The following is a 21,125-nucleotide window of genomic DNA, read 5'->3' on the forward strand; positions in this document are numbered from 1 at the left end:
CGTCAAGGATGGCCGTCGCGCGCCCGGACCTCACGCGATCTGCCGCCAGGCCATGCCTGGACGGACGCGAGCACGGCGTCATCATGGCAGACGCCGACGATCCGAACGGCGCAAACACAGCCGTCATTTAATGGTTGCTACGAGACCGTCTTCGTCGCCGCCAGCAACCGCATCGCGATCGCCACGCAGACCACCATCAACACCGCCGCGAGCAGGAACGGCGCGCCGGGCAGATGCAGCGGCGCGCTGGCGCCGATGAAGTAGGAAAACGTCAGCGTGAACAGGAACGGGCCGACGAGCTGCGACACGCTCTGCACGCTCGCGGTCGCGCCCTGCAACTGCCCCTGCTGATCTGGCGCGACCAGCCGCGTCATCAGCGATTGCATGGCGGCACCCGAGATGCCCCACAGCGAAATCACGGGAATGCCGAGCCAGAACAGCGGTCCGGTCGGGGCAGCGCCGAAGATCACGAAACCGATCGCGCCGCAGCACAGGCCCATCAGCAGCGCGCTCCGCTCACCGAGCACGCGCACGATCGGGCCGATGGCGAGCCCCTGCACCACCATGGTGCAGACGCCGACCATCGCGAGCGTCAGTCCCACGGTCTTGGAATCCCAGCCGTAGCGATAGGTCGCATAGAGCACGAAGGTCGAGGGCAGCACCACATGCGCGACCTGCCCGATGAAATTGACAACTGACAATGCAGCCAGCGCCGCGTTGGAACGCAGCAGGTGCAGCGCTCCGATCGGATTGGCGCGCGTCCAGCGGAACGGCGCGCGTTTCTCCCGCGCCAGCGATTCCGGCAGGACGAAGAGGCCATAGAGCGCATTGGCAAAGCTCAGGGCAGCCGACGCCCAGAACGGCAGGCGCGGATCGATATCGCCGAGCAGGCCGCCGAGCGCCGGGCCCAGAATGAAGCCGGCGCCGAACGCCGCGCCGATCCTGCCGAAGATCGCCGCGCGCCGCTCCGGCGGCGTAATGTCGGCGATATAGGCAAACGCCGTCGAGATGCTCGCCGACGTGATGCCTGAGATCACGCGCCCGATGAACAGCCAGGTCAGCGACGGCGCCAGCGCCATCAGCACGTAGTCGGCCGCGAGGCCGAAATTCGACAGCAGCACCACCGGCCGCCGTCCGAAGCGATCCGACAGCGCGCCAAGCACGGGCGAGAACACGAACTGCATCAGCGCCCAGGCGGTGCCGAACAGGCCGAAGATGCGTGCCGCATGCGCCGTGTCGTTGTTGACGAAGCTCTCGATGAGCTTTGGCAGGATGGGCATGATCACGCCGAGCGCGAGCATGTCGAGCAGAATGGTGACGAAGATGAAGGCGACCGCACCGCGCCGGACCGGCGCAGCGTCCTGCGCCATCGCCTCGCCGGCCTCTCCGCTCACGATGGCCGCTTGCGCTTGTGAGCGAACGGGTTGGCCTTCTCGCGCAAGGTGATGCGCACCGGCGTACCCGGCAGCTCAAAAGTCTCGCGCATGGAATTGGTAAGGTAACGCAGATAGGACTGCGGCACCGCGTCCGCGCGCGAGCAGAACAGCACGAAGCTCGGCGGGCGCGCTTTGTTCTGCGTGATATAATTGAGCTTCAACCTGCGGCCGGATACCGCCGGCGGCGGATTGGCCTGGATCGCCTGCTCGAACCAGCGATTGAGCGCGGACGTCGGCACGCGCCTGTTCCAGACAGCATAGGCGTCCTGGATCGCCTGCATCAGGCGATCGATACCCTCGCCCATCAGGCCGGAGACGGCAACGATCGGCACGCCCTTGACCTGCGGCAGCCAGTGGTCGGCGTCGCGGCGCAGACCCGAAATCGCGCCGCCGCCCTTGGTCTCCATCAGGTCCCATTTGTTGACGGCGAGCACGACCGCCCGGCCCTCGCGCTCGATCAGGTCGGCGATACGCAAATCCTGCTCCTCGAAGCGGTTCTGCGTGTCCATCATCAGCACGACGACCTCGGCAAAGCGCACCGCACGCAGCGCGTCGGCGACAGAGAGCTTTTCCAGCTTCTCCTCGATGCGCGAACGCCGACGGAGGCCAGCGGTATCGAACACGCGAAAATCGCGGCCCTTCCAGTTGATCTCGACCGCGATGGAATCGCGCGTGGTGCCGGCCTCCGGGCTCGTCAGCAGGCGCTCCTCGCCGAGCAAATAGTTGATCAGCGTCGACTTGCCGGCATTGGGCCGACCAACGATGGCAACCCGGATCGGGCGCGTCGCGGCCTCTTCCTCGGAGAGCGGCTCGTCGTCCTCCTCCTCATCTTCGTCGACGGGCTCCGGCATCAGCTTGCTGAGCGCATCGTAAAGCTCGCCCATGCCCTCGCCGTGCTCGGCCGAGATCTGGATGGGATCGCCGAGACCGAGCGCAAAGGCTTCCATCGCGCCGGCATCGCCATGCTTGCCTTCGCTCTTGTTGGCGATCAGCAGCACCGGCTTATTAGCCTTGCGGGCGAAATCGGCGAAGGCGCGATCGGTGGGCGTGAGGCCGATGCGGGCATCGATCACGAAGAACAGCGCGTCAGCCTGCGCGATCGCGGTCTCCGTCTGCTCCTGCATCCGTGCAGTCAGCGAGCCCTTGGCGCCCTCGTCGAGGCCGGCGGTATCGATGATGGTGAACTGGAGATCGCCGAGCCGGGCCTCACCCTCGCGACGGTCGCGGGTGACGCCGGGCAGGTCATCGACAAGCGCGAGCTTCTGTCCGACCAGGCGGTTGAACAACGTCGATTTGCCGACATTGGGCCGGCCGATGATGGCGATAGTAAAAGACATCAGTCATTCGTGCGCTGCGAGAGCTGCGCCTTTCAATGCAATGAAACAATCAGCGCGAGAAGCTGCCGCTCGGCAACGGCGCCGGGAAAGCGCCCTGTGACTGCTGTTGCTGCGTGGTCTGGGTCGGTTGCGCCGGCTGCTGGGCGGTCTGATCGGGCGGCGGCGCGGTGGTGCGCTTGCGCACGATCTTGTGCTTGGGCGGCGGAGCGGCCGTCGCCGGCGCAGCCTCGGGCTGGGCCTCGCCGTCGACTTCGCCTGCAGGCGCCTCGGCGGGCGCGGCTGCAGTGGCAGTCGGCTGCCGGGTCTTCTTTGCCTTGGCACCCTTCGCCGGTTTGGCCGGTTCAGGCGGCGGCTCCGCGGGCAGAGCCGCGACGGCAGGCGCATTCGGATCCGCCTGCTGCTGTGCGCCCTTGTACAGCTCCCGCGGCACGCCTTGCTCGAGGCCCGGCACGCCCTCCGGGAAGACTGGCTTGCGGTCGCCCGGCAGCTTCTTCTTGGTGTCGAGGAAGTCGAGCATGTCGCTCGGATCGAATCCGCCGCTGGAGCAGCCGCCCAGGAGGCCCGTGAAGGCGATCAGGACGGCGGCTGCGATCAAACGTGGCATGCGGCGCATCTTGGTGTCTCGTTTAACGTCAGAGGGCCGTGATCAGCTTTTGGCGACGGGCGGCAGCAAGGCCTGGAGCGCCTCGGCGCGCGAGCGCAGGCCGGGCGGCGTTTCGCCGTCCTCGGCAATCGTGTCGAGCCATTTGCGGGCCGCGGTCATGTCGTTGTTGCGCCAGGCCGACAGCGCCAGCATCTCGCGGGCGCTGTGGCGGAACGTCGATTTGGGCGCGGCGGAAGCCTCCAGCCGCTGCTGCATGTCGGCATAGCCAGCGCTGTCGAGCAGCAAGCCGGCCGCGCGGATCTTCGCCAGATCCTGCCACTCGCTGCCGACGCTACGGTCGGCCGCGATATCGTCATACATCTTCGCGGCGGCCTTGGGATCGCGGGGCCCAGCCGCGGCCGCAGCACGCAGCCGCGCCAGGGTGCGATAGCCCGAAGGAGCCTTGGCAGCGAGCTCGGTGAAGGCCGCCTCGGCTTCCGCATGCTTGTCCTGCTCCGACAGTTCGACAGCCTTCTCGAAGGCAGCGCCGGCCTCGGCGGCCTTCTTGGCCTCCAGATACTGGTAGCCGCGCCAGCCACCAACGGCGGCGACGATCAGCACCATCAGGGCGATGAAGTAGATCGAATACTTATCCCACAGCTTCTTGAGCTGTTCGCGACGTACTTCCTCGTCGACTTCGTCAAATAATTCAGACACTTATGCTAATCCCATGCCCGTTCGGGTGCGCGCGCCAAAGCGTTCGCGTCAGGAATCCCGTCCCCCACGTGGCGGCGAGGTACCCTAATGATATGGCGGTGGCAAGGCAAAGCGAGCCCGATCAAGGCGTTAACCACCCGGATGGCCCGATACCTGCCCGCGCGGCTCAGGTTCCCAAGAGCTCCCGCAACTGCCGCTTCAGCACCTTGCCATTGGAATTGCGCGGCAGCGGCTCAGCGGTGATCGCCATAGTTTCAGGGACCTTGTAGTCGGACAGCCGCTCGGCGCACCAAGTCCGCAAGACGTCGCTGGCGACCGGCGCGCGCGTCACCACGACGGCGTGGACCCGCTCGCCCAGCACCGGGCACGCCTTGGCAATGATCGCGCTCTCGACCACGGCGGGATGGCCGGCCAGCACGGATTCGACCTCGGCCGAATAGATCTTCAGGCCACCGCGATTGATCATGTCCTTCTGCCGGTCAAACACGCGGACAAATCCCTCCGCATCGACCGATCCCAGATCGCCCGAGTGCCAGAAACCGCCAGTGAAGCTCTCGGCCGTGGCATTCGGATTGTTCCAATAGCCCTTGATGACGGAGGCACTCTGGATCCAAAGCTCGCCGATCTCGCCATGTGGCAGCTCGCGCCCGTCAGCCCCCATCGCGACGATGCGCGCGCCGGGACACGGCAGGCCCACGCTGTCGATATGACTTTCCGTCAACTCTCCCGGCATGATCGTCGACGGCGACGTCGTCTCGGTCGAGCCGTAGCAATTCGCCAGCTTGAGGCCGGGAATCGTCGCCTTGAGCTTCTCGATGGTGGCGACCGGCATCGGCGCGCCGCCGAAGCCGCCGATGCGCCAGCTCGACAGGTCGTAGCTGGCGAAATCGGGCTGGAGCAGGCAGAGATTGTACATCGCCGGCACCATCACAGTATAGGTAACGCGCTCGCGTGCAGCGAGCTTGAGGTAATCGGCCGCCTTGAACTCCGGCATGATGATCAGCGCGCCACCGCAGCGGATCATGGTTGTGATGTTGGCGACGACGCCGGTGACGTGGCCGAGCGGCACCGCCGCGATCGAACGGTCCACTTGCGTCAATTGCAGGCAGGACACGAAGACCATCGAAGAATGGACGATGTTGCAATGGGCCAGCATCGCGCCCTTCGGCTTGCCGGTCGTGCCCGAGGTGTAGAGGATCATCGCGGTGTCCTCCTCGCTGATCTCGACCGGCGCCGATGCCGGCTCGTTGTCAGCGAGCAACGCGAAGCGGGACAGGGTCGGATCGTCATCGATGGCGATGCGGTGGATCACATCGGGCACATCCTGCGCATCGGGCAGCCGCGCGGCGAGCCCGGCTTCGTGGATGAGGATCTTCGCACCGCAATCGGCGAGCACATATGCGATTTCCGGCTTCTGCTGGCGCGTGCTGAGCAGAACCGTAACGAGCCCCTCATGCGCGGCGGCAAACAACAGCAGCGGAAATTCGATGCGGTTGCCGAGCAGGATCGCAACGCGGTCGCCGCGCCGCAATCCGAGCTTGCGAAAGCCCGCCGCGATCCGTCCGGCCCGCTCCACCGCCTGTCGCCAGCTCATCCGGACATTGCCGCAGATCAGCGCTTCGCCATCGGCGTTGCGCGCGCAGGCCTCCGCGATCATCGCCCACAGGCTCGAAGGCCGGTCGCAGAATGCCGGCACCACCCGATCGCCAAAACGCGCCTCGAACCGCATCGGCGGAATCTGAGATTGTGACCAGTCCATAAAGGGCCCTCGGCCTGTTGCTTTTATCACCTTCCGCGCATGAGAGCGCGAACTGTCTTGTGCTGATCGGCTGCTCTTATTGTCGGAGCATGATCTTATCGGAAGACCTCTGCACACTTTTCCGGATCATGCGCTATCCGCCCATCACGGGAACACCGATCACCACAGGATGGAACGCAAAGGCCAGCGCCAGATAAGCGACGATGCCCACGACCACCGCAATCAGATCGTTGGTGACACCGCCCACAGGAATCGGCGGGGCCCCGGCATCCTTGCGATGCTTCAGCGAAATGCGGTCATACACCGCCCAGCCCAGGAACGAGCCGAACAGGATGATGGAGCCGAGGTCGCCATTGGCCAACAAATGCGCCGCCGCCCACAGCTTGATGCCGGCCAGCATCGGATGCTTCAGCGTCGCATAAATGCGGCCACGCAAGTAGGACGCCACCACCAGGATCACGGCCGGCAGCATCAGCGCGACCGTGATGTGCTTCATCGCCTTCGGCGGATACCAGACATCGATCCAGCCGGTCGCGCGATAATGCGCAAAGCCCCAGATGATCAACGCCAGCCCCGCGAGCGAGACCAGCGAATAGAGGATCTTGTAGGTCCCCTCGCCCAGCTTCGCGACCGCCCGCTCGCGCGCCTCGCGTTTCGTGGTGAAAACATGGGCGGCAAAAAACAGCACCAGCCCCAGGATCATGACAAGCAGACCCACGACATCCTCCCCTTTGGCAAGCGCCCCCGCCTCTGAGGTATCATCGATTGGCCGCCGGTCGCAACTGAAACGCTACTTGCCAAGCTCCCGATTATCGACATAGCGGATCGCGATCGGACGCCCGGCCAAAGCGCCGCCGAGGCCGCTGGTGAATTTCAGCGGCAGGCAGGCGTTCAGCGATTCATTGATCGCATTCAGATAGGTGGTCCGGGTGTCGGCCGGAACGCCTGCGGTTGCAAAGGTCAATCGCGGCGGACCGATCAGGCTGCCCGCCTTGTTGAAGCTGAAGCGCACCGACATCTGCATGCCCTCACGCGCATTGTCCGATGGTGGCGACCAGCAGGTGCGCAGCTCGGCAAAGAGATCACTGATCGTATCGAGATCGTGATCGGGCCTTTGATATTTGGTGCGCTCGGCGTCGGACGGCACGCTCTCGATCGTGAGCTGGAGATCCTGCCCGTAAGGATAGAAGATCTCGGGAATGCAGGGGCCGCGCTGGAGCACGCTGCAAAAGGTCGGTGTGCACGGCCGGTGATCGAGCACGCTGCACGGCTCATGCGAAAACGGGATCGGGTTGATCTGGCGCCGTCGCGCGTCGGCGGCGACCGCCGATATCGCCAACAGGACAAGAACGAGGATGCCGCGCCACATGCTTTGAGCTCGCGATGTCACGTGGATGAAACGTGGCACCGTCCCTGAATGCGTCAAGCCCGCGCGCGTTCACATGCTCGCGTTTAACCTCGGTGTCGTCGTCCGGCTTGACCGGACGACCCAGTATTCCAGAGGCGGTCGTTGTTGAGCCAAGAGGCCGCGGCGTACTGGATGCCCCGCCTTCGCGGGGCATGACGGCGGAGGGTGTGGGCGCGCCCTACCCCTTCTTTTTGACGTCCTTGACGTTGGTGAATTCAATCCCCTCGGCGCGCTCCTTGGTATAGCCGAGATAGAACTCGTTCCGCGCCAGATACACGGGATCGCCGTCGACATCGTCGGCGATGCTGGAGGTGTTGGCCGCGATGAAGGTGTCGAGCTTCTTGCGGTCATCGGAAGAAACCCAGCGCGCAAGCTGGAACTCACTCACCTCGAACTCCACCGGCAGCGCATATTCAGCCTCGAGCCGCGCTTTCAGCACGTCGAGCTGGAGCGCTCCGACCACGCCGACGAGCGCCGGTGCGCCGTCGCGCGGACGGAACACCTGCACGACCCCCTCTTCCGACATCTGCTGAAGCGCTTCCTTCAGCTTCTTCGCCTTCATCGCGTCGGTGAGACGTACGCGGCGGACGATTTCCGGCGCGAAGCTCGGCACGCCGACAAACGTGAAATCCTCGCCCTCGGTCAGCGTGTCGCCGATGCGCAGCGTGCCGTGGTTGGGAATGCCGACGACGTCGCCGGCGAAAGCCTCGTCCGCGACCGAGCGGTCCTGCGCGAAGAAGAATTGCGGGCTCGACAGCGGCATGCTCTTGCCGGTGCGCACCAGCTTGGCCTTCATGCCGCGGCTGAGCTTGCCGGAGCACAGGCGCGCGAAGGCGATGCGGTCGCGGTGGTTCGGATCCATGTTCGCCTGGATCTTGAACACGAAGGCGCTCATACGCGGATCGGTCGCCTCGACCTTGCGCTGGTCGCTCTCCTGCGCCCGCGGTTCGGGCGCGAACTTGCCGAGGCCTTCCAGGAGGTCGCCGACGCCGAAATTGCGCAGCGCGCTGCCGAAATAGACCGGCGTCAGATGGCCCTCGCGAAACGCGGCGAGCTCGAACGGCTTGGAAGCCTCGGTGACGAGCTCGAGCTCGTCCTTCACTGCGGATACATCGAGGTTCGCGTTGAGCTTGACCAGTTCTGCGATCTCGATCTGCTGCGCCGCGCCGGTCTTGGCGCCGCCGCCTTCGAGCAGGCGCACGCCGCCGTTGACGACGTCATATGTACCGAGGAAGTCACGGCCGCGGCCGACCGGCCAGGTCATCGGCGTGGTGTCGAGCGCCAGCGTCTTCTCGATCTCGTCGAGGAGCTCGAAAACGTCGCGGCTCTCGCGGTCCATCTTGTTGATGAATGTGATGATCGGGATGTCGCGCAGGCGGCAGACCTCGAACAGCTTTCGCGTGCGCGCCTCGATGCCCTTGGCCGCGTCGATCACCATCACGGCGGAATCGACCGCTGTCAGCGTGCGATAGGTGTCTTCCGAAAAGTCCTCGTGGCCCGGCGTGTCCAGGAGATTGAACACGAGACCCTCGAACTCGAAGGTCATCACCGAGGTCACGACCGAGATGCCGCGCTCGCGCTCGATCTTCATCCAGTCCGAACGCGTGTTGCGCCGCTCGCCCTTGGCCTTGACCTGACCGGCGAGATTGATGGCGCCGCCGAACAGCAGCAGCTTTTCGGTCAGCGTGGTCTTGCCCGCGTCCGGGTGGGAGATGATCGCGAAGGTGCGCCGCCGCGCCACTTCGGTGGCAAGCGAGGAACGGGCCGGCGAGTCGGCGGAAATGGCGATGTCGGACATGGCGGGAGCGTTTGGCAGGGAATATGGGCCTGATCAAGCCTCATTTGGTGATTGCGAAGCCCTTCGGCCAGCCCCATATCGACATTGGGAAGGACGGCCTTCCTGCCCATCAGCACACTTGTCGCGGGGACGACCCTGCCTTGAATGGAGGGTCGTCATGGCCTGGAGCATCTTGTTCGTTGCCGGACTTCTCGAAATCGCCTGGGCGATCGGCCTCAAATACACCGAGGGCTTTACCAGGCTCGTTCCGTCCGTCCTGACGCTCGCGGCCATGGCCGGAAGCGTCATCCTGCTCGGCCTTGCCCTCAAATCGCTCCCGATTGGAACCGCCTACGCGGTCTGGACCGGTATTGGCGCGGTCGGCACGGCGGCGCTCGGCATCATCCTGTTCGGCGAGCCGGCCGCGGCATTCCGCATCGCCAGCATCGGCCTGATCGTCGCCGGGATCATCGGCCTGAAGCTCGTTACTTGAAGATCTGGACCGCCCACCAGGACAGCGCCGCCACGACGGCCGCAGCCGGGATCGTGATCACCCAGGCATAGACGATCGAGCTCGCAACGTTCCAGCGCACCGCCGAGACGCGGCGGGCCGCGCCGACGCCGACGATGGCGCCGGTGATGGTGTGGGTGGTCGAGACGGGAACGCCCAGGAAGGTCGCCATGAACAGGGTCGCGGCGCCGCCCGTCTCGGCGCAGAACCCCTGCATCGGCGTCAGCTTGGTGATGCGCAGGCCCATGGTGCGGACGATCCGCCAGCCGCCCATCAGCGTGCCCAGCGCCATCGCCGCCTGGCACGACAGCACCACCCAGAACGGAACCGAGAACTCGCCGCCGAGATGGCCCTGCGAATAGAGCAGCACGGCGATGATGCCCATCGTCTTCTGCGCGTCGTTGCCGCCATGGCCGAGCGAATAGAGCGAGGCGGAGGCAAATTGCAGGATGCGGAAGGCACGGTCGACCGCAAAGGGCGTTGAGCGCACCGAGGCCCAGGACACGATCGCGACCAGCAACATCGCAAGCAGGAAGCCGACCAGCGGCGACAGCACGATCGCCAGTACGGCCTTGGTTAGTCCGCTCCAGACCGCCGCCGATATCCCGGCCTTGGCCATGCCGCCGCCGACGAGCCCGCCGATCAGCGCGTGCGACGACGATGACGGGATGCCGAGCGCCCAGGTCACGATGTTCCAGACGATGGCGCCGACGAGGGCCGCGAAGATCACCTGGGCATCGACGATGGAGGGATCGATGATGCCGGTGCCGATGGTCTGCGCGACGTGCAACCCAAACACCATGAAGGCGATGAAATTGAAGAACGCGGCCCAGATCACCGCGAATTGCGGCCGCAGCACGCGCGTCGAGACGATGGTCGCAATCGAATTGGCCGCGTCGTGCAAGCCGTTCAGGAAATCGAACAGCAGCGCGACGGCGATCAGTCCGACCAGGACGGGAAGACCCAACGCAGCATCCACAGCGCGGCCCCTGCCTTCAAAGCTTACGCATGATCTCCGCGCAAACGCGTTCCGCGTTTGTCGCGAAGGAAAACCGCTGCACACTTTTCCGGATCATGCGCTAGACCTGCTCGATGACGATGCTGTTGATCTCGTTCGCGACGTCGTCGAAGCGATCGGCCACTTTTTCAAGATGGTCGTAGATCTCGACGCCGACGATGAAATCCATCGCGTTACCCTCGCGATGCTTGAGGAATAATTCCTTCAAGCCAATGTCGTGGAGATCGTCGACGCGGCCTTCGAGCTTGGTCAATTCCTCCGTGATCGCGGTCAGCATCGCCACGTTCGGGCCGATCGATTGCAGCAACGGCAGCGCGCGGCCGACCAGATTGGCGCATTCGATGAGAAGCGCACCGATCTCCCGCATCGGCGGCTCGAAAGTGCGGACCTCGAACAGCATCACGGCCTTTGCCGTCTGCTGCATCTGGTCGATGGCGTCGTCCATCGAGGTGATGAGGTTCTTGATGTCGCCGCGGTCGAACGGCGTGATGAAGGTGCGGCGCACCGCCGTCAGCACCTCACGGGTGATGTTGTCGGCGTCGTTCTCGAATTGGTTGACGCTCTGGCAATAAACCGGCGTCTCCTCGCCCCCGTTGAGCACGCCTTGGAGCGCGATCGCGCCCTGGATCACGGTCTGGGCGTGGCGGTCGAACAGGTCGAAGAACCGTTCTTCCTTTGGGAGGAAAGCGCGAAACCATCGCATCATGGGGATAGGCTACCGGTTGGAAATGGCCCGGCCCGGGCGGGCCGTCACAAAACTGTCATAGACCATTTCCGATCCGCGCGCGTGCCACCTCACGCCCGCGGAGCCGGGTCATCCACCGCTTTCACGCAATAGGTAAATCGACCTTAAATCAATTACTTAGAGCGACCGCCGGAAGTAATGCGCGATTTCACCGATAACGCCACGGCGGAAGGTGAGCACGCAGATCACAAAGATCGAGCCCTGGATCACCGTCACCCACTGGCCGAAGCCCGCCAGATATTGCTGCATGGCGATGATCACGAAGGCGCCGACCACCGGGCCGAAGATGGTGCCGAGGCCGCCAACCAGCGTCATCAGCACGACTTCGCCCGACATCGTCCAATGGACGTCGGTCAGCGAGGCGTTCTGCGCCACAAACACCTTCAGCGAACCGGCAAAGCCGGCCAGCGTCCCCGACAGGATGAACGCCAGGAACTTGTACTGGTCGGTCCGGTATCCCAGCGAGATCGCGCGCGGCTCGTTCTCACGGATCGACTTCAGGACCTCGCCGAACGGCGAATTGATGATGCGGTAGATCAGCAGGAAGCCGGCGAGGAAGCCAACCAGCACGACATAGTAGAGCACAGTCGGCTTGGACAGATCGAAGAGGCCGAACATGCGCCCTTGCGGAATGCCCTGGATACCGTCCTCGCCATGGGTGAACGGTGCCTGCAGATAGATGAAGTAGAGGAGCTGCGACAGCGCCAGCGTGATCATCGAGAAGTAGATGCCCTGGCGGCGGATCGAGATGTAGCCGGTGATGATCGAGAGCACGAAGGCCGCGGCGACACCGACGAGGATGCCGAGTTCCGGCGGAAGTGCCCACACTTTCAGAGCATGAGCGCTGCAATAGCCGGCGGTCCCCAGGAACATCGCGTGTCCGAAGGACAAAAGTCCGCCGTAGCCGATCAGGAGATTGAAGGCGCAGGCCAGCAGCGCAAAGCAAAGAGCCTGCATCACGAAGAACGGGTAGACTCCCGTGAACGGCACCGACGCCAGCAGCAGCGCCATCACCACGAACACGATCATCTCGTCGCGCATCGCGCGCGGCGTCATCGGCAATGTGTCGTCCGTCAAGGCTGTCATATCAGGCCGCCCTTCCCGTCAATCCCGTTGGCTTCACCAAGAGCACCAGCACCATCAGCACGAACACGACAGTGTTGGAGGCCTCGGGGTAGAAATACTTGGTCAGGCCCTCGATCACACCGAGCGCGAAGCCGGTGATGATCGAGCCCATGATCGATCCCATGCCGCCGATCACGACCACGGCGAACACGACGATGATCAGGTCGGCGCCCATCAGCGGCCGCACCTGGTTGATCGGCGCCGAAAGCACGCCTGCGAGCGCGGCAAGGCCGACGCCGAGGCCGTAGGTCAGCGTGATCATGCGCGGCACGTTGATGCCGAAGGCGCGGACCAGCGTCGGATTTTCAGTCGCGGCGCGCAGGTAAGCGCCGAGCCGGGTCTTCTCGATCAGGAACCAGGTCGCAAGACACACGACCAGCGAGAAGATGACGACCCAGCCGCGATAGATCGGCAGGAACATGAAGCCGAGATTCATGCCGCCCTTGAGCTGGTCCGGAATGGCGTAAGGCAGGCCGGAAGAGCCGAAGTAATTCTGGAACACGCCCTGCACGATCAGCGCGATGCCGAAGGTCAGGAGCAGGCCGTAGAGGTGATCGAGCCCGGTCAGCCATTGCAGCATGGTCCGCTCCAGGATCATGCCGAAGATGCCGACGATGATCGGCGCAAGCAGCAGCGCCCACCAGTAATTGATCCCGCCGAGGCTCAGCAGGAAATAGGCGACGAAGGCGCCCATCATGTAGAGCGCGCCGTGGGCAAAATTGATGATGTTGAGCATGCCGAAGATCACGGCGAGCCCGAGACTGAGCAGCGCGTAAAACGAGCCGTTAATCAGTCCCACCAGTAGCTGAGCGTAAAGAGCCTGCATCGATCCCGCACCCGGTCCCTTCGGCGTTCCTTAGAGCTGCCCGCCGGCTGACTGCCGGCGGGCTGTTGGTCTTACTTCTTAAGCAGCGCGCACTTGCTTTCGGAAAGCGGCGTGAAGGCCTGGTCGCCTGGCACCGTGCCGACGAGCTTGTAGAAATCCCACGGTCCCTTGGACTCGGAGGGCTTCTTCACCTCGAACAGATAGGCGTTGTGGATGGTGCGGCCGTTGGGCTGAATCTCGCCCTTGCCGAACAGATCGTCCTCGGTCGGCATCGACTTCATCTTCTCGACGACTTTCACGCCGTCATGCGGATTGCCGCCAAGCGCCTCGAGCGCCTTGAAGTAATGCCGCAGGCCCGAATAGACCCCGGCCTGCACCATGGTCGGCGGAGCGTTGTTCTTCATCTTCTCGGCAAAGCGCTTGGAGAAGGCGCGGGTCTTGTCGTCCATGTCCCAATAGAAGGTTTCGGTGAAGTTCAAGCCCTGCGCGGTCTCGAGTCCGAGCGCCTTGACGTCGGTGAGGAACAGAAGCAGCGCGGCGAGCTTCTGGCCGCCCTTGCCGATGCCGAACTCCGCGGCTTGCTTGATCGCATTGGTGGTGTCGCCGCCGGCATTGGCAAGGCCAATGATCTTGGCCTTGGACGACTGCGCCTGGAGCAGGAAGGACGAGAAGTCCGGCGTGTTCAGCGGATGCTTGACGCTGCCGACCACCTTGCCGCCATTGGCGGTGATGACGGAGGTGGTGTCGCGCTCGAGCGCCGCACCGAAGGCATAGTCCGCTGTCAGGAAGAACCAGGTATCGCCACCGGCCTTCACCAGCGCCTGGCCCGTGGTGTGGGCCAGCATGTAGGTGTCGTAGGTCCAGTGCACGGTGTTGGGGGTGCACTGCGCGTTGGTAAGGTCCGAGGTCGCCGCACCGGAATTGATGTAGACGCCGTTCTTTTCCTTGACGACGTTGTTGACGGCAAGCGCCACGCCGGAATTCGGCACGTCGACGATGATGTCGACCTTGTCGACGTCGAACCACTGCCGCGCGATCGCGGTGCCGATGTCGGGCTTGTTCTGGTGATCGCCCGAGATGATGTCGATCTTCCAGCCCTTCGCCGCAAGGCCGGAATCTTCGACGGCCATTTGCGCGGCTAGCGTCGAGCCGGGACCGCCGAGGTCGGCATAGAGGCCGGACTGATCGGACAGCGCACCGATCTTGACGGTCTTGTCCTGCGCGAAGGCGACGCCAGCGGTGGTAACGGCCAACGCCGTGCCAAGCAGAAACGATGCAATCGACTTTGTCTTCATGCTACTTCCCTTGTGAATTTTCTCGTGGCCGTTCTAGACGCCGAGATAGGTGTGGAGCTTGTCCATGTTGGCGGCAAGCTCCGCGTTGGAAAATCCGTCAATGATCTTGCCGTGTTCGACCACATAGTAGCGGTCGGCGACGGTGGATGCGAAGCGGAAGTTCTGCTCGACCAGGAGGATCGTAAAACCCTCCTTCTTGAGCCGCGCAATGGTGTGACCGATCTGCTGGATGATAACAGGCGCAAGGCCCTCGGTCGGCTCGTCCAGCATCAGGAAGCTCGCGCCTGTGCGCAGGATGCGCGCGATCGCGAGCATCTGCTGCTCGCCACCGGACAGCTTGGTGCCCTGGCTGTTGAGCCGCTCCTTCAGGTTCGGAAACAGATCGAAGATCTGCTCGAGCGGCAATCCGCCAGCGCGGACCACCGGCGGCAGCAACAAATTCTCTCGCACATCGAGGCTGGAGAAAATTCCGCGCTCCTCCGGGCAGAACGCGATACCCATCCGCGCGATCTTGTCCGACGTCGCGCGGATGATTTCCTGGTTGTTGAACTTCACCGAGCCGGTACGCTTGCCGATGATGCCCATGATCGACTTCAGCGTGGTCGTCTTGCCGGCGCCGTTACGCCCGAGCAGGGTGACGACCTCGCCCGCGTTCACGTCGAAGTTGATCCCGTGCAGGATGTGGGACTCGCCGTACCATGCTTCGAGGTTACGGACCTGAAGGATGTTGCCTCCGGTTGCGGCCCTTGCCGGAGCTTCCGCGGCTTGGCAGTCTCAGGCATGACCGGCTCCCAGATAAGCTTCCTTGACGCGCTCGTCCTTGGTGAGTTCGGCGTAATTGCCTTGCGCGAGCACCTGCCCGCGCGTCAGCACGGTGATGATGTCGGAGAGATTGGCTACAACGCTCAAATTATGCTCGACCATCAGGATGGTATATTTCGCAGAGATCCGCTTGATGAGCGCTGCGATCTTGTCGATGTCCTCATGGCCCATGCCGGCCATCGGCTCGTCCAGCAGCATCATCTCCGGGTCGAGCGCGAGCGTGGTTGCGATCTCCAGTGCGCGCTTGCGCCCATAAGGCATCTCGACTGCTGGCGTATTCGCAAACTCGCTGAGGCCGACATCGTTCAACAGCTCCAGCGCACGGTTGTTGAAGCGGTTGAGCACCGACTTGGAGCGCCAGAAATCGAAGGAGCTGCCGTGCTGGCGCTGCAGCGCGACACGGACATTTTCCAGCGCGGTGAGATGCGGAAATACCGCTGAAATCTGGAACGAACGCACCAGCCCCATGCGCGCCACGTCGGCCGGGGCCATCGCGGTGATGTCCTGTCCCTTGTAAAGGATCTTCCCGGCGGACGGTTGCAGGAACTTGGTCAACAGATTGAAGCACGTCGTCTTGCCGGCGCCGTTCGGGCCGATCAACGCGTGGATGCTCCCACGGCGAACCTTGAGCGCAACGTCGCGGACAGCGAAGAAGCCCGCGAACTCCTTGGTCAAGCCTTCCGTTTCGAGAATGAACTCATCGGCCAAACAGATTTCCCCCTGCCCGCGCGCCGCGCGTGGCTGTCCATAGTTTACTTCGGCTTTCCGGAGGCCTTGGAGCCCGTCCCGGAACGCCGCCTCCGGGCGCGGAATATGCCGGAGGTGACGGGGGTTAGGCAAGGCGGAAAGCTGAGCAAGTCAGCCCTCCAGCCGGGAGACATATGCTCCCTTAGTCGGAACTGTTTTGATGTCGCGCCTGCCCTGGCCTCCCGGTTCGCGAAGGCACCGGTCATCGAGCCGTCGTTAGCGGTCTTTCGTCCCACGCGCCAGCCTTCATAGAAAGTTTTCCCGAAGCACGGATCATGCGCGGGCTTTCGATCTGCCGGGAATATTGTTTTGGATTTTGCAAGCGCCGCACCTACGAATGCGTGGCGCGCGGGCTTCCAGTTTACAGCGTTGCCGACGTCGACGACATCTACGGTCGTATCGTTGCCTATGAACGCCTGCTGCCGCCGTTCCAGACCGACGGAAGCGTCTGTCACATCATCGCCTCGCTCAAGGCTTTCTGCGAGGACGGCGGTTTCGAGATCAAGAATCTGATGCGCCGAAATGACGCGCTGCCGCGTCCCAAACTGCGCGCGGTGATCGACCGCGACCTCTTTCACCACGCCCCCGGCCGTATCGCCGCTGCCGAACTGGTCGAATTCGCGGATTCGGCCGGCGTCACCACCAAGATCATCGAGCTGAACTAGCGCTCAGCGTGATTTGGCGCCGACTTCCTTAGCATAGATGTCCGGCTTGAAGCCGACCAGGAGCTTGCCGCCGACTTCCAGCACCGGACGCTTGATCATCGATGGTTGAGCCAGCATCAGCGCCAACGCCTTCTTTTCGGTGAGACCTTCCTTGTCGGCGTCGGGCAGCTTCTTGAAGGTCGTGCCGGCGCGATTGAGCAGCGTCTCCCAGCCGAGCTTGTCGCTCCACAGCTTGAGCTTGTCCTTCTCCACGCCCACAGACTTGTAGTCGTGAAACTCGTAGGCGACGCCATGGGCGTCAAGCCAGGCCCGCGCCTTCTTCATGGTGTCGCAGTTCTTGATGCCGTAGATGATGTTGGGCAAGACGTTCCTCGCGCATGCGTGATGCTTCGGCTGCGGCGTTGTACGAAACTCCGCTTCGCGCCACAATATTGCGAACGAAGCCACTCTCCAAACGGACATTCAATGCACGTCACCCACGATCCCGCCGCGGCTGCGTCGCCCACCATCGACTTCAGTACCTTCCTCGCGGTCGATATCCGAATCGGCACCATCGTCGATGCCAAGCCGTTCCCGGAAGCGCGCAAGCCGGCCTGGCGGCTGTGGATCGACTTCGGCCCCGCGATCGGCGTGCGCAAGAGCTCGGCGCAGATCACCGAAAATCATCCGTTCGAGACGCTAGTGGGACAACAGGTCGCGGCTGTCGTCAATTTCCCGCCGCGCCAGATCGGGCCGGTTGTGTCGGAGGTGCTGACGCTCGGCTTCCCCGACGCCGATGGCAAGGTCGTGCTGGTCCAGCCGTGCAAGCCCGTGCCGAACGGCGGGCGGCTATTCTAGCGGCGCACGAGTCCATGCCCCATAAGGCGCTGAGTTAAGTCTCACGGCCGCTTCGKMRYGKTCTGGGCGGCCGGAGCGAGCCTTGCGCTCACCGCCGGCCCCTTCGTCGGAGGCGCGCTGATCACGCTGGTCGGCTGGCGCGCGATCTTCCTGGTCAATCTGCCCATTGGCCTCATCGGCCTTTGGCTGAGCTGGCGCCATGCGAGCGAGACCACCCGCGCACCCTCGCGCGAGCTCGACCTTCCCGGACAACTCGCTGCGATCGGCGCGCTGGGTGCACTTGCCGGGGCGATCATCGAGGGTGGCGCGCTCGGCTGGCGGCATCCGCTCGTGCTTTCCGCCTTCGCGGCGGCCGCCGTCTTCGCCGTGTTGTTTGTCTGGCGCGAGAGCCGCGCCGCGCAGCCGATGCTGCCCCTGTTGTTGTTCAGTCACCGGCTGTTTACTCTGACGACCATCGTCGGCCTGCTCGTGAACATCGCCATCTACGGCCTGATCTTCGTGCTCAGCCTCTACTTCCAGAGGATCAACGGGCTGTCGGCGTGGTGGACCGGGCTTGCTTTCGTGCCGATGATGGGCGCGGTGCTGCCGGTCAACCTGCTGGCGCCGCGCCTCGCCGAGCGCATCGGCGCATGCCCGACCATCGTCATCGGCGCCTGTGTATCGGCGCTCGGCTGTCTCGGTCTGCTCCGGATCGAAGCCGGGACGAGCTATTGGGCGATGTGCGCGCAGTTGATCGCGATCAGCGGCGGACTTGGTCTCCTTGTGCCGCCGCTGACCTCGACCTTGCTGGGCAGTGTCGAGAAGGCGCGCTCCGGCATCGCGGCAGGCATCCTGAATGCGACACGGCAGACCGGCAGCGTGCTCGGCGTCGCGCTGTTCGGCTCGCTGGTGGCGTCGAACGGCGCGTTCATGACGGGCCTTCACCAGTCGCTAATCATATCGGCAGCCGTCCTGCTGCTCGCTGCCGGCGTGATCGGCCTTGGCGCAAAGGATCAGGGGCATCCAATGTGAGCGACCGCACACATTGTCTGTTCACCATTGCGGTAACCGGCTCCTGATCAGTTACCGACTGTCCACTTCTGCCGGTTCTAGTGCCTGTCCAACAGGGGCCGGCAATGTACCAAGTTCTTTACTGTCTCACGGACCAGCACGATTGGCGCCTGGTCGCACTTGGCGGCGCGGTGTGCCTGCTCGCCAGCGCGGCGGCGATCAGCCTGTTTCATCGGGCCCGTGCCGCGCGTGGCGGTGCTCGCGTAGCGTGGATCGCGCTGGATGCTGCCGTTGCCGGCTGCGGCATCTGGGCGACCCATTTCATCGCGATGCAGGCATACGGGCCGGGCGCCGGCGGCGCCTACAACATCCCGGTGACGGTCCTGTCGCTGATCTTTGCGATCGCAGTCACCTTCATCGGTCTCAGCATCTCGGTTTCGACGACGCGGGGACCGCTGGTTGCGTTCGGCGGTGCCGTCGTCGGCGGCGGCGTGGCGGCCATGCATTACACCGGCATGATGGCGTTCGAGATTCCCGCCCATGTCGGCTGGGCAACCGGTACCGTCACAATCTCGATCCTGCTCGGCATCGTTTTTGGATCGTTCGCCCTGCTCGTCGCGGGAAGAGGCGACAGCCTGTCCAATGCGCTGGGCGGGACGGTCCTGTTGACGGTTGCCATCGTCTCACACCATTTCACCGCGATGGGGGCGCTGGAGTTGACGCCCGATCCTACGGTAGGGATCGGCGGTCTTTCGATCCCGCCGGCGTCGTTGTCCATCCTGACCGCCAGCGCGGCCGCTGCCATTCTCGCTATCGCGCTTGCCGCGGCGGTGCTCGACCGTCGCGCCAAGGGCGAACTCGGACGTCAGCAGATCGTGCTGGATACCGCGCTCGAGAACATGTCGCAGGGCCTGTGCATGTTCGATGCTGACGGCAAGATTCTGCTTTTCAACGAGCGCTATGCCACGATGCTGCGCCGCTCGGACATGCAGCTCACCGGCCGCCCGCTGCTCGACGTGCTGAAAGAAGAGCAGAGCAAGGGCCAGTGGAACGGAGATCCCGTCGAATTCTTCGCGCGCCTCGTCGCCGATGCGCGTGAGGGGCGGACCACGAGCGAAGTCGTCAATCGGCTCGGCCGCTCGATCCGGGTCGTCAACCAGCCGATGCAGGGCGGTGGCTGGGTCGCGACCTTCGAGGACATTACAGAGTGGCTGGAGGCGCAAGCCAGGATCTCGCACATGGCGCGCCACGATGCGCTGACCAATCTGCCGAACCGCGTGCTGTTCCACGAGCAGCTCGAACAGGGACTGCGCCGGGCAAAGACGAATGACCAGCTCGCGGTGCTCTGTCTCGATCTCGATCATTTCAAGGACATCAACGACTCGCTGGGACATCCGATCGGCGACGCGCTGCTGAAAGAAGTTGGCAGGCGGCTTGCGTCCTGTGTCGGCGAGAACGACACCGTGGCCCGGCTCGGCGGTGACGAGTTCGCCGTGGTTCAGATCGGCCGGTCCGAGGAAGCCGCCGCAACGGTGCTTGCCGGCCGTCTCGTCGAAGTGATCTCCGCACCTTACGAGATCGACGATCATCAGATCGTCATCGGCGTCTCGATCGGTATTTCGCTGTCGCCGCAGGACGGCGACAACCCCGATGAACTGCTGAAGAACGCCGACCTGGCACTCTACCGCGCCAAGGCGGACGGCCGCGGTACCTACCGCTTCTTCGAGACCGGCATGGATGCCCGCGCGCAGGCGCGGCGCCTCCTGGAAATGGATTTGCGCGCAGCGCTGCAACGAAATGAATTCGCCGTGTACTACCAGCCGATCCGCGACGTCGCGAGCGATCGCGTCGTCGCCTTTGAAGCGCTGCTGCGCTGGAACCATCCGCACCGCGGCCTGATCTCGCCCATCAACTTCATTCCGCTCGCCGAAGAAACCGGTCTCATCGTCCAGCTCGGCGAGCTTGTGCTGCGTGGCGCCTGCGCTGACGCGGCGACCTGGCCGGACGAGATCGGTGTTGCCGTCAACCTGTCACCGGTGCAGTTCAAGAACCCCAACCTGATCGCATCCGTGACCGAGGCGCTGGCCGCCTCGGGGCTCGCTGCGCGCCGCCTCGAGCTCGAGATCACCGAATCCGTGCTGCTCCAGAACAGCGAGGCGACACTGACGACGTTGCACGAGCTGCGCGCCATGGGCGTGCGGATCTCGCTCGACGATTTCGGCACCGGCTATTCGTCGCTGAGCTATCTGCGCAGCTTCCCCTTCGACAAGATCAAGATCGACCGCTCCTTTGTGTCCGAGCTTGGGAGGCGCGAGGATTCCGTGGCGATCATCCGCGCGGTGACGGGATTGGGGCGCAGCCTCGGCATCGTGACCACGGCGGAAGGCGTCGAGAACGATGAGCAGCTCGAGCTCCTGCGGCGTGAAGGCTGCATCCAGGCGCAGGGCTATCTGTTCAGCAAGCCGAGGCCTGCGTCAGACGTCACGATAATGCTGGAACGTCCAAGGCTGCGCGCGTCCGCGTGAAG

19 protein-coding genes and 2 pseudogenes are annotated in these 21,125 nt (G+C 63.9%); 5 read left to right on the forward strand and 16 right to left on the reverse strand.

Annotation, left to right across the window (positions count from 1 at the left end; translation table 11 throughout):
- Window positions 1–137: 137 nt before the first annotated feature.
- The 8 genes from AC629_RS29465 to AC629_RS29500 form a co-directional block, all read right to left on the reverse strand.
- On the reverse strand, window positions 138–1,394 hold the full coding sequence (locus tag AC629_RS29465) for a TCR/Tet family MFS transporter (RefSeq protein WP_084808365.1): 1,257 nt from the start codon (window positions 1,392–1,394) through the stop codon (window positions 138–140).
- Window positions 1,391–2,773, reverse strand: coding sequence for a ribosome biogenesis GTPase Der (gene der, locus AC629_RS29470; protein WP_084808366.1), 1,383 nt, complete (start codon window positions 2,771–2,773; stop codon window positions 1,391–1,393). The genes AC629_RS29465 and der overlap by 4 nt, the downstream gene beginning before the upstream one ends.
- 49 nt (window positions 2,774–2,822) lie before the next feature.
- On the reverse strand, window positions 2,823–3,386 hold the full coding sequence (locus tag AC629_RS29475) for a hypothetical protein (RefSeq protein WP_084808367.1): 564 nt from the start codon (window positions 3,384–3,386) through the stop codon (window positions 2,823–2,825).
- Between the two features lie 33 nt (window positions 3,387–3,419).
- Window positions 3,420–4,073 (reverse strand): tetratricopeptide repeat protein, encoded by a 654-nt coding sequence (locus AC629_RS29480; RefSeq protein WP_084808368.1) that lies wholly within the window; start codon window positions 4,071–4,073, stop codon window positions 3,420–3,422.
- Window positions 4,074–4,239: 166 nt separating this feature from the next.
- On the reverse strand, window positions 4,240–5,832 hold the full coding sequence (locus tag AC629_RS29485; RefSeq protein ID WP_084808369.1) for a class I adenylate-forming enzyme family protein: 1,593 nt from the start codon (window positions 5,830–5,832) through the stop codon (window positions 4,240–4,242).
- 133 nt (window positions 5,833–5,965) lie between these two features.
- Window positions 5,966–6,550 carry an NnrU family protein gene (locus tag AC629_RS29490; RefSeq protein ID WP_084808370.1) on the reverse strand — a complete coding sequence of 195 codons (585 nt, stop codon included), beginning with the start codon at window positions 6,548–6,550 and terminating at the stop codon, window positions 5,966–5,968.
- A gap of 72 nt (window positions 6,551–6,622) precedes the next feature.
- A complete protein-coding gene (locus AC629_RS29495) occupies window positions 6,623–7,201 on the reverse strand; it encodes a UCP034077 family protein (protein ID WP_084808371.1) in 579 nt (192 codons plus the stop codon).
- Window positions 7,202–7,418: 217 nt separating this feature from the next.
- Entirely contained in the window at window positions 7,419–9,038 is a 1,620-nt protein-coding gene (locus AC629_RS29500) for a peptide chain release factor 3 (protein ID WP_084808372.1), read from the reverse strand.
- A 157-nt stretch (window positions 9,039–9,195) separates the two neighbouring features.
- Here AC629_RS29500 and sugE point away from each other — a divergent pair, with 157 nt between their 5' ends.
- The gene (sugE, locus tag AC629_RS29505) at window positions 9,196–9,510 is read left to right on the forward strand and encodes a quaternary ammonium compound efflux SMR transporter SugE (protein WP_084808373.1); all 315 of its coding nucleotides are present in this window, start codon (window positions 9,196–9,198) and stop codon (window positions 9,508–9,510) included.
- Here the strand turns inward: sugE and AC629_RS29510 are convergent.
- The 7 genes from AC629_RS29510 to AC629_RS29540 form a co-directional block, all read right to left on the reverse strand.
- Window positions 9,503–10,507: an inorganic phosphate transporter gene (locus tag AC629_RS29510; protein ID WP_084808374.1), complete on the reverse strand. Its 1,005-nt coding sequence runs from the start codon at window positions 10,505–10,507 to the stop codon at window positions 9,503–9,505. The genes sugE and AC629_RS29510 overlap by 8 nt on opposite strands.
- A 100-nt stretch (window positions 10,508–10,607) precedes the next feature.
- Complete coding sequence (locus AC629_RS29515) at window positions 10,608–11,252, reverse strand: DUF47 domain-containing protein (RefSeq protein WP_084808375.1); 645 nt, start codon at window positions 11,250–11,252, stop codon at window positions 10,608–10,610.
- A gap of 156 nt (window positions 11,253–11,408) precedes the next feature.
- Window positions 11,409–12,377, reverse strand: a complete 969-nt coding sequence (locus AC629_RS29520) for a branched-chain amino acid ABC transporter permease (RefSeq protein WP_074124409.1) — start codon at window positions 12,375–12,377, stop codon at window positions 11,409–11,411.
- Between the two features lies 1 nt (window position 12,378).
- Window positions 12,379–13,242 (reverse strand): branched-chain amino acid ABC transporter permease, encoded by an 864-nt coding sequence (locus AC629_RS29525; RefSeq protein ID WP_084808376.1) that lies wholly within the window; start codon window positions 13,240–13,242, stop codon window positions 12,379–12,381.
- Between the two features lie 71 nt (window positions 13,243–13,313).
- Window positions 13,314–14,537: an ABC transporter substrate-binding protein gene (locus AC629_RS29530; RefSeq protein WP_084808377.1), complete on the reverse strand. Its 1,224-nt coding sequence runs from the start codon at window positions 14,535–14,537 to the stop codon at window positions 13,314–13,316.
- Between the two features lie 33 nt (window positions 14,538–14,570).
- Window positions 14,571–15,263 (reverse strand): ABC transporter ATP-binding protein, encoded by a 693-nt coding sequence (locus AC629_RS29535; RefSeq protein ID WP_084808378.1) that lies wholly within the window; start codon window positions 15,261–15,263, stop codon window positions 14,571–14,573.
- A 48-nt stretch (window positions 15,264–15,311) separates the two neighbouring features.
- Complete coding sequence (locus AC629_RS29540) at window positions 15,312–16,067, reverse strand: ABC transporter ATP-binding protein (protein WP_084808379.1); 756 nt, start codon at window positions 16,065–16,067, stop codon at window positions 15,312–15,314.
- A gap of 371 nt (window positions 16,068–16,438) precedes the next feature.
- Between AC629_RS29540 and AC629_RS29545 the strand changes: the two are divergent.
- Window positions 16,439–16,771, forward strand: a pseudogene (locus AC629_RS29545) (hypothetical protein); the annotation flags it as partial.
- A 3-nt stretch (window positions 16,772–16,774) separates the two neighbouring features.
- On the opposite strand, the gene AC629_RS29550 reads toward AC629_RS29545, so the two are convergent.
- Window positions 16,775–17,134: an ArsC family reductase gene (locus tag AC629_RS29550; protein ID WP_084808417.1), complete on the reverse strand. Its 360-nt coding sequence runs from the start codon at window positions 17,132–17,134 to the stop codon at window positions 16,775–16,777.
- 102 nt (window positions 17,135–17,236) lie between these two features.
- On the opposite strand from AC629_RS29550, the gene AC629_RS29555 reads away from it, so the two are divergent.
- From AC629_RS29555 to AC629_RS29565, 3 genes and pseudogenes are all read left to right on the forward strand, one after another.
- Window positions 17,237–17,608: a tRNA-binding protein gene (locus tag AC629_RS29555; protein WP_084808380.1), complete on the forward strand. Its 372-nt coding sequence runs from the start codon at window positions 17,237–17,239 to the stop codon at window positions 17,606–17,608.
- A gap of 54 nt (window positions 17,609–17,662) precedes the next feature.
- Window positions 17,663–18,619, forward strand: a pseudogene (locus AC629_RS29560) (MFS transporter); the annotation flags it as partial.
- Window positions 18,620–18,723: 104 nt separating this feature from the next.
- Window positions 18,724–21,123, forward strand: a complete 2,400-nt coding sequence (locus AC629_RS29565) for a bifunctional diguanylate cyclase/phosphodiesterase (RefSeq protein WP_084808381.1) — start codon at window positions 18,724–18,726, stop codon at window positions 21,121–21,123.
- The last annotated feature ends 2 nt before the right edge of the window (window positions 21,124–21,125 follow it).

It is taken from the genome of Bradyrhizobium sp. NAS80.1, from assembly GCF_001908205.1.
GTDB lineage: Bacteria > Pseudomonadota > Alphaproteobacteria > Rhizobiales > Xanthobacteraceae > Bradyrhizobium.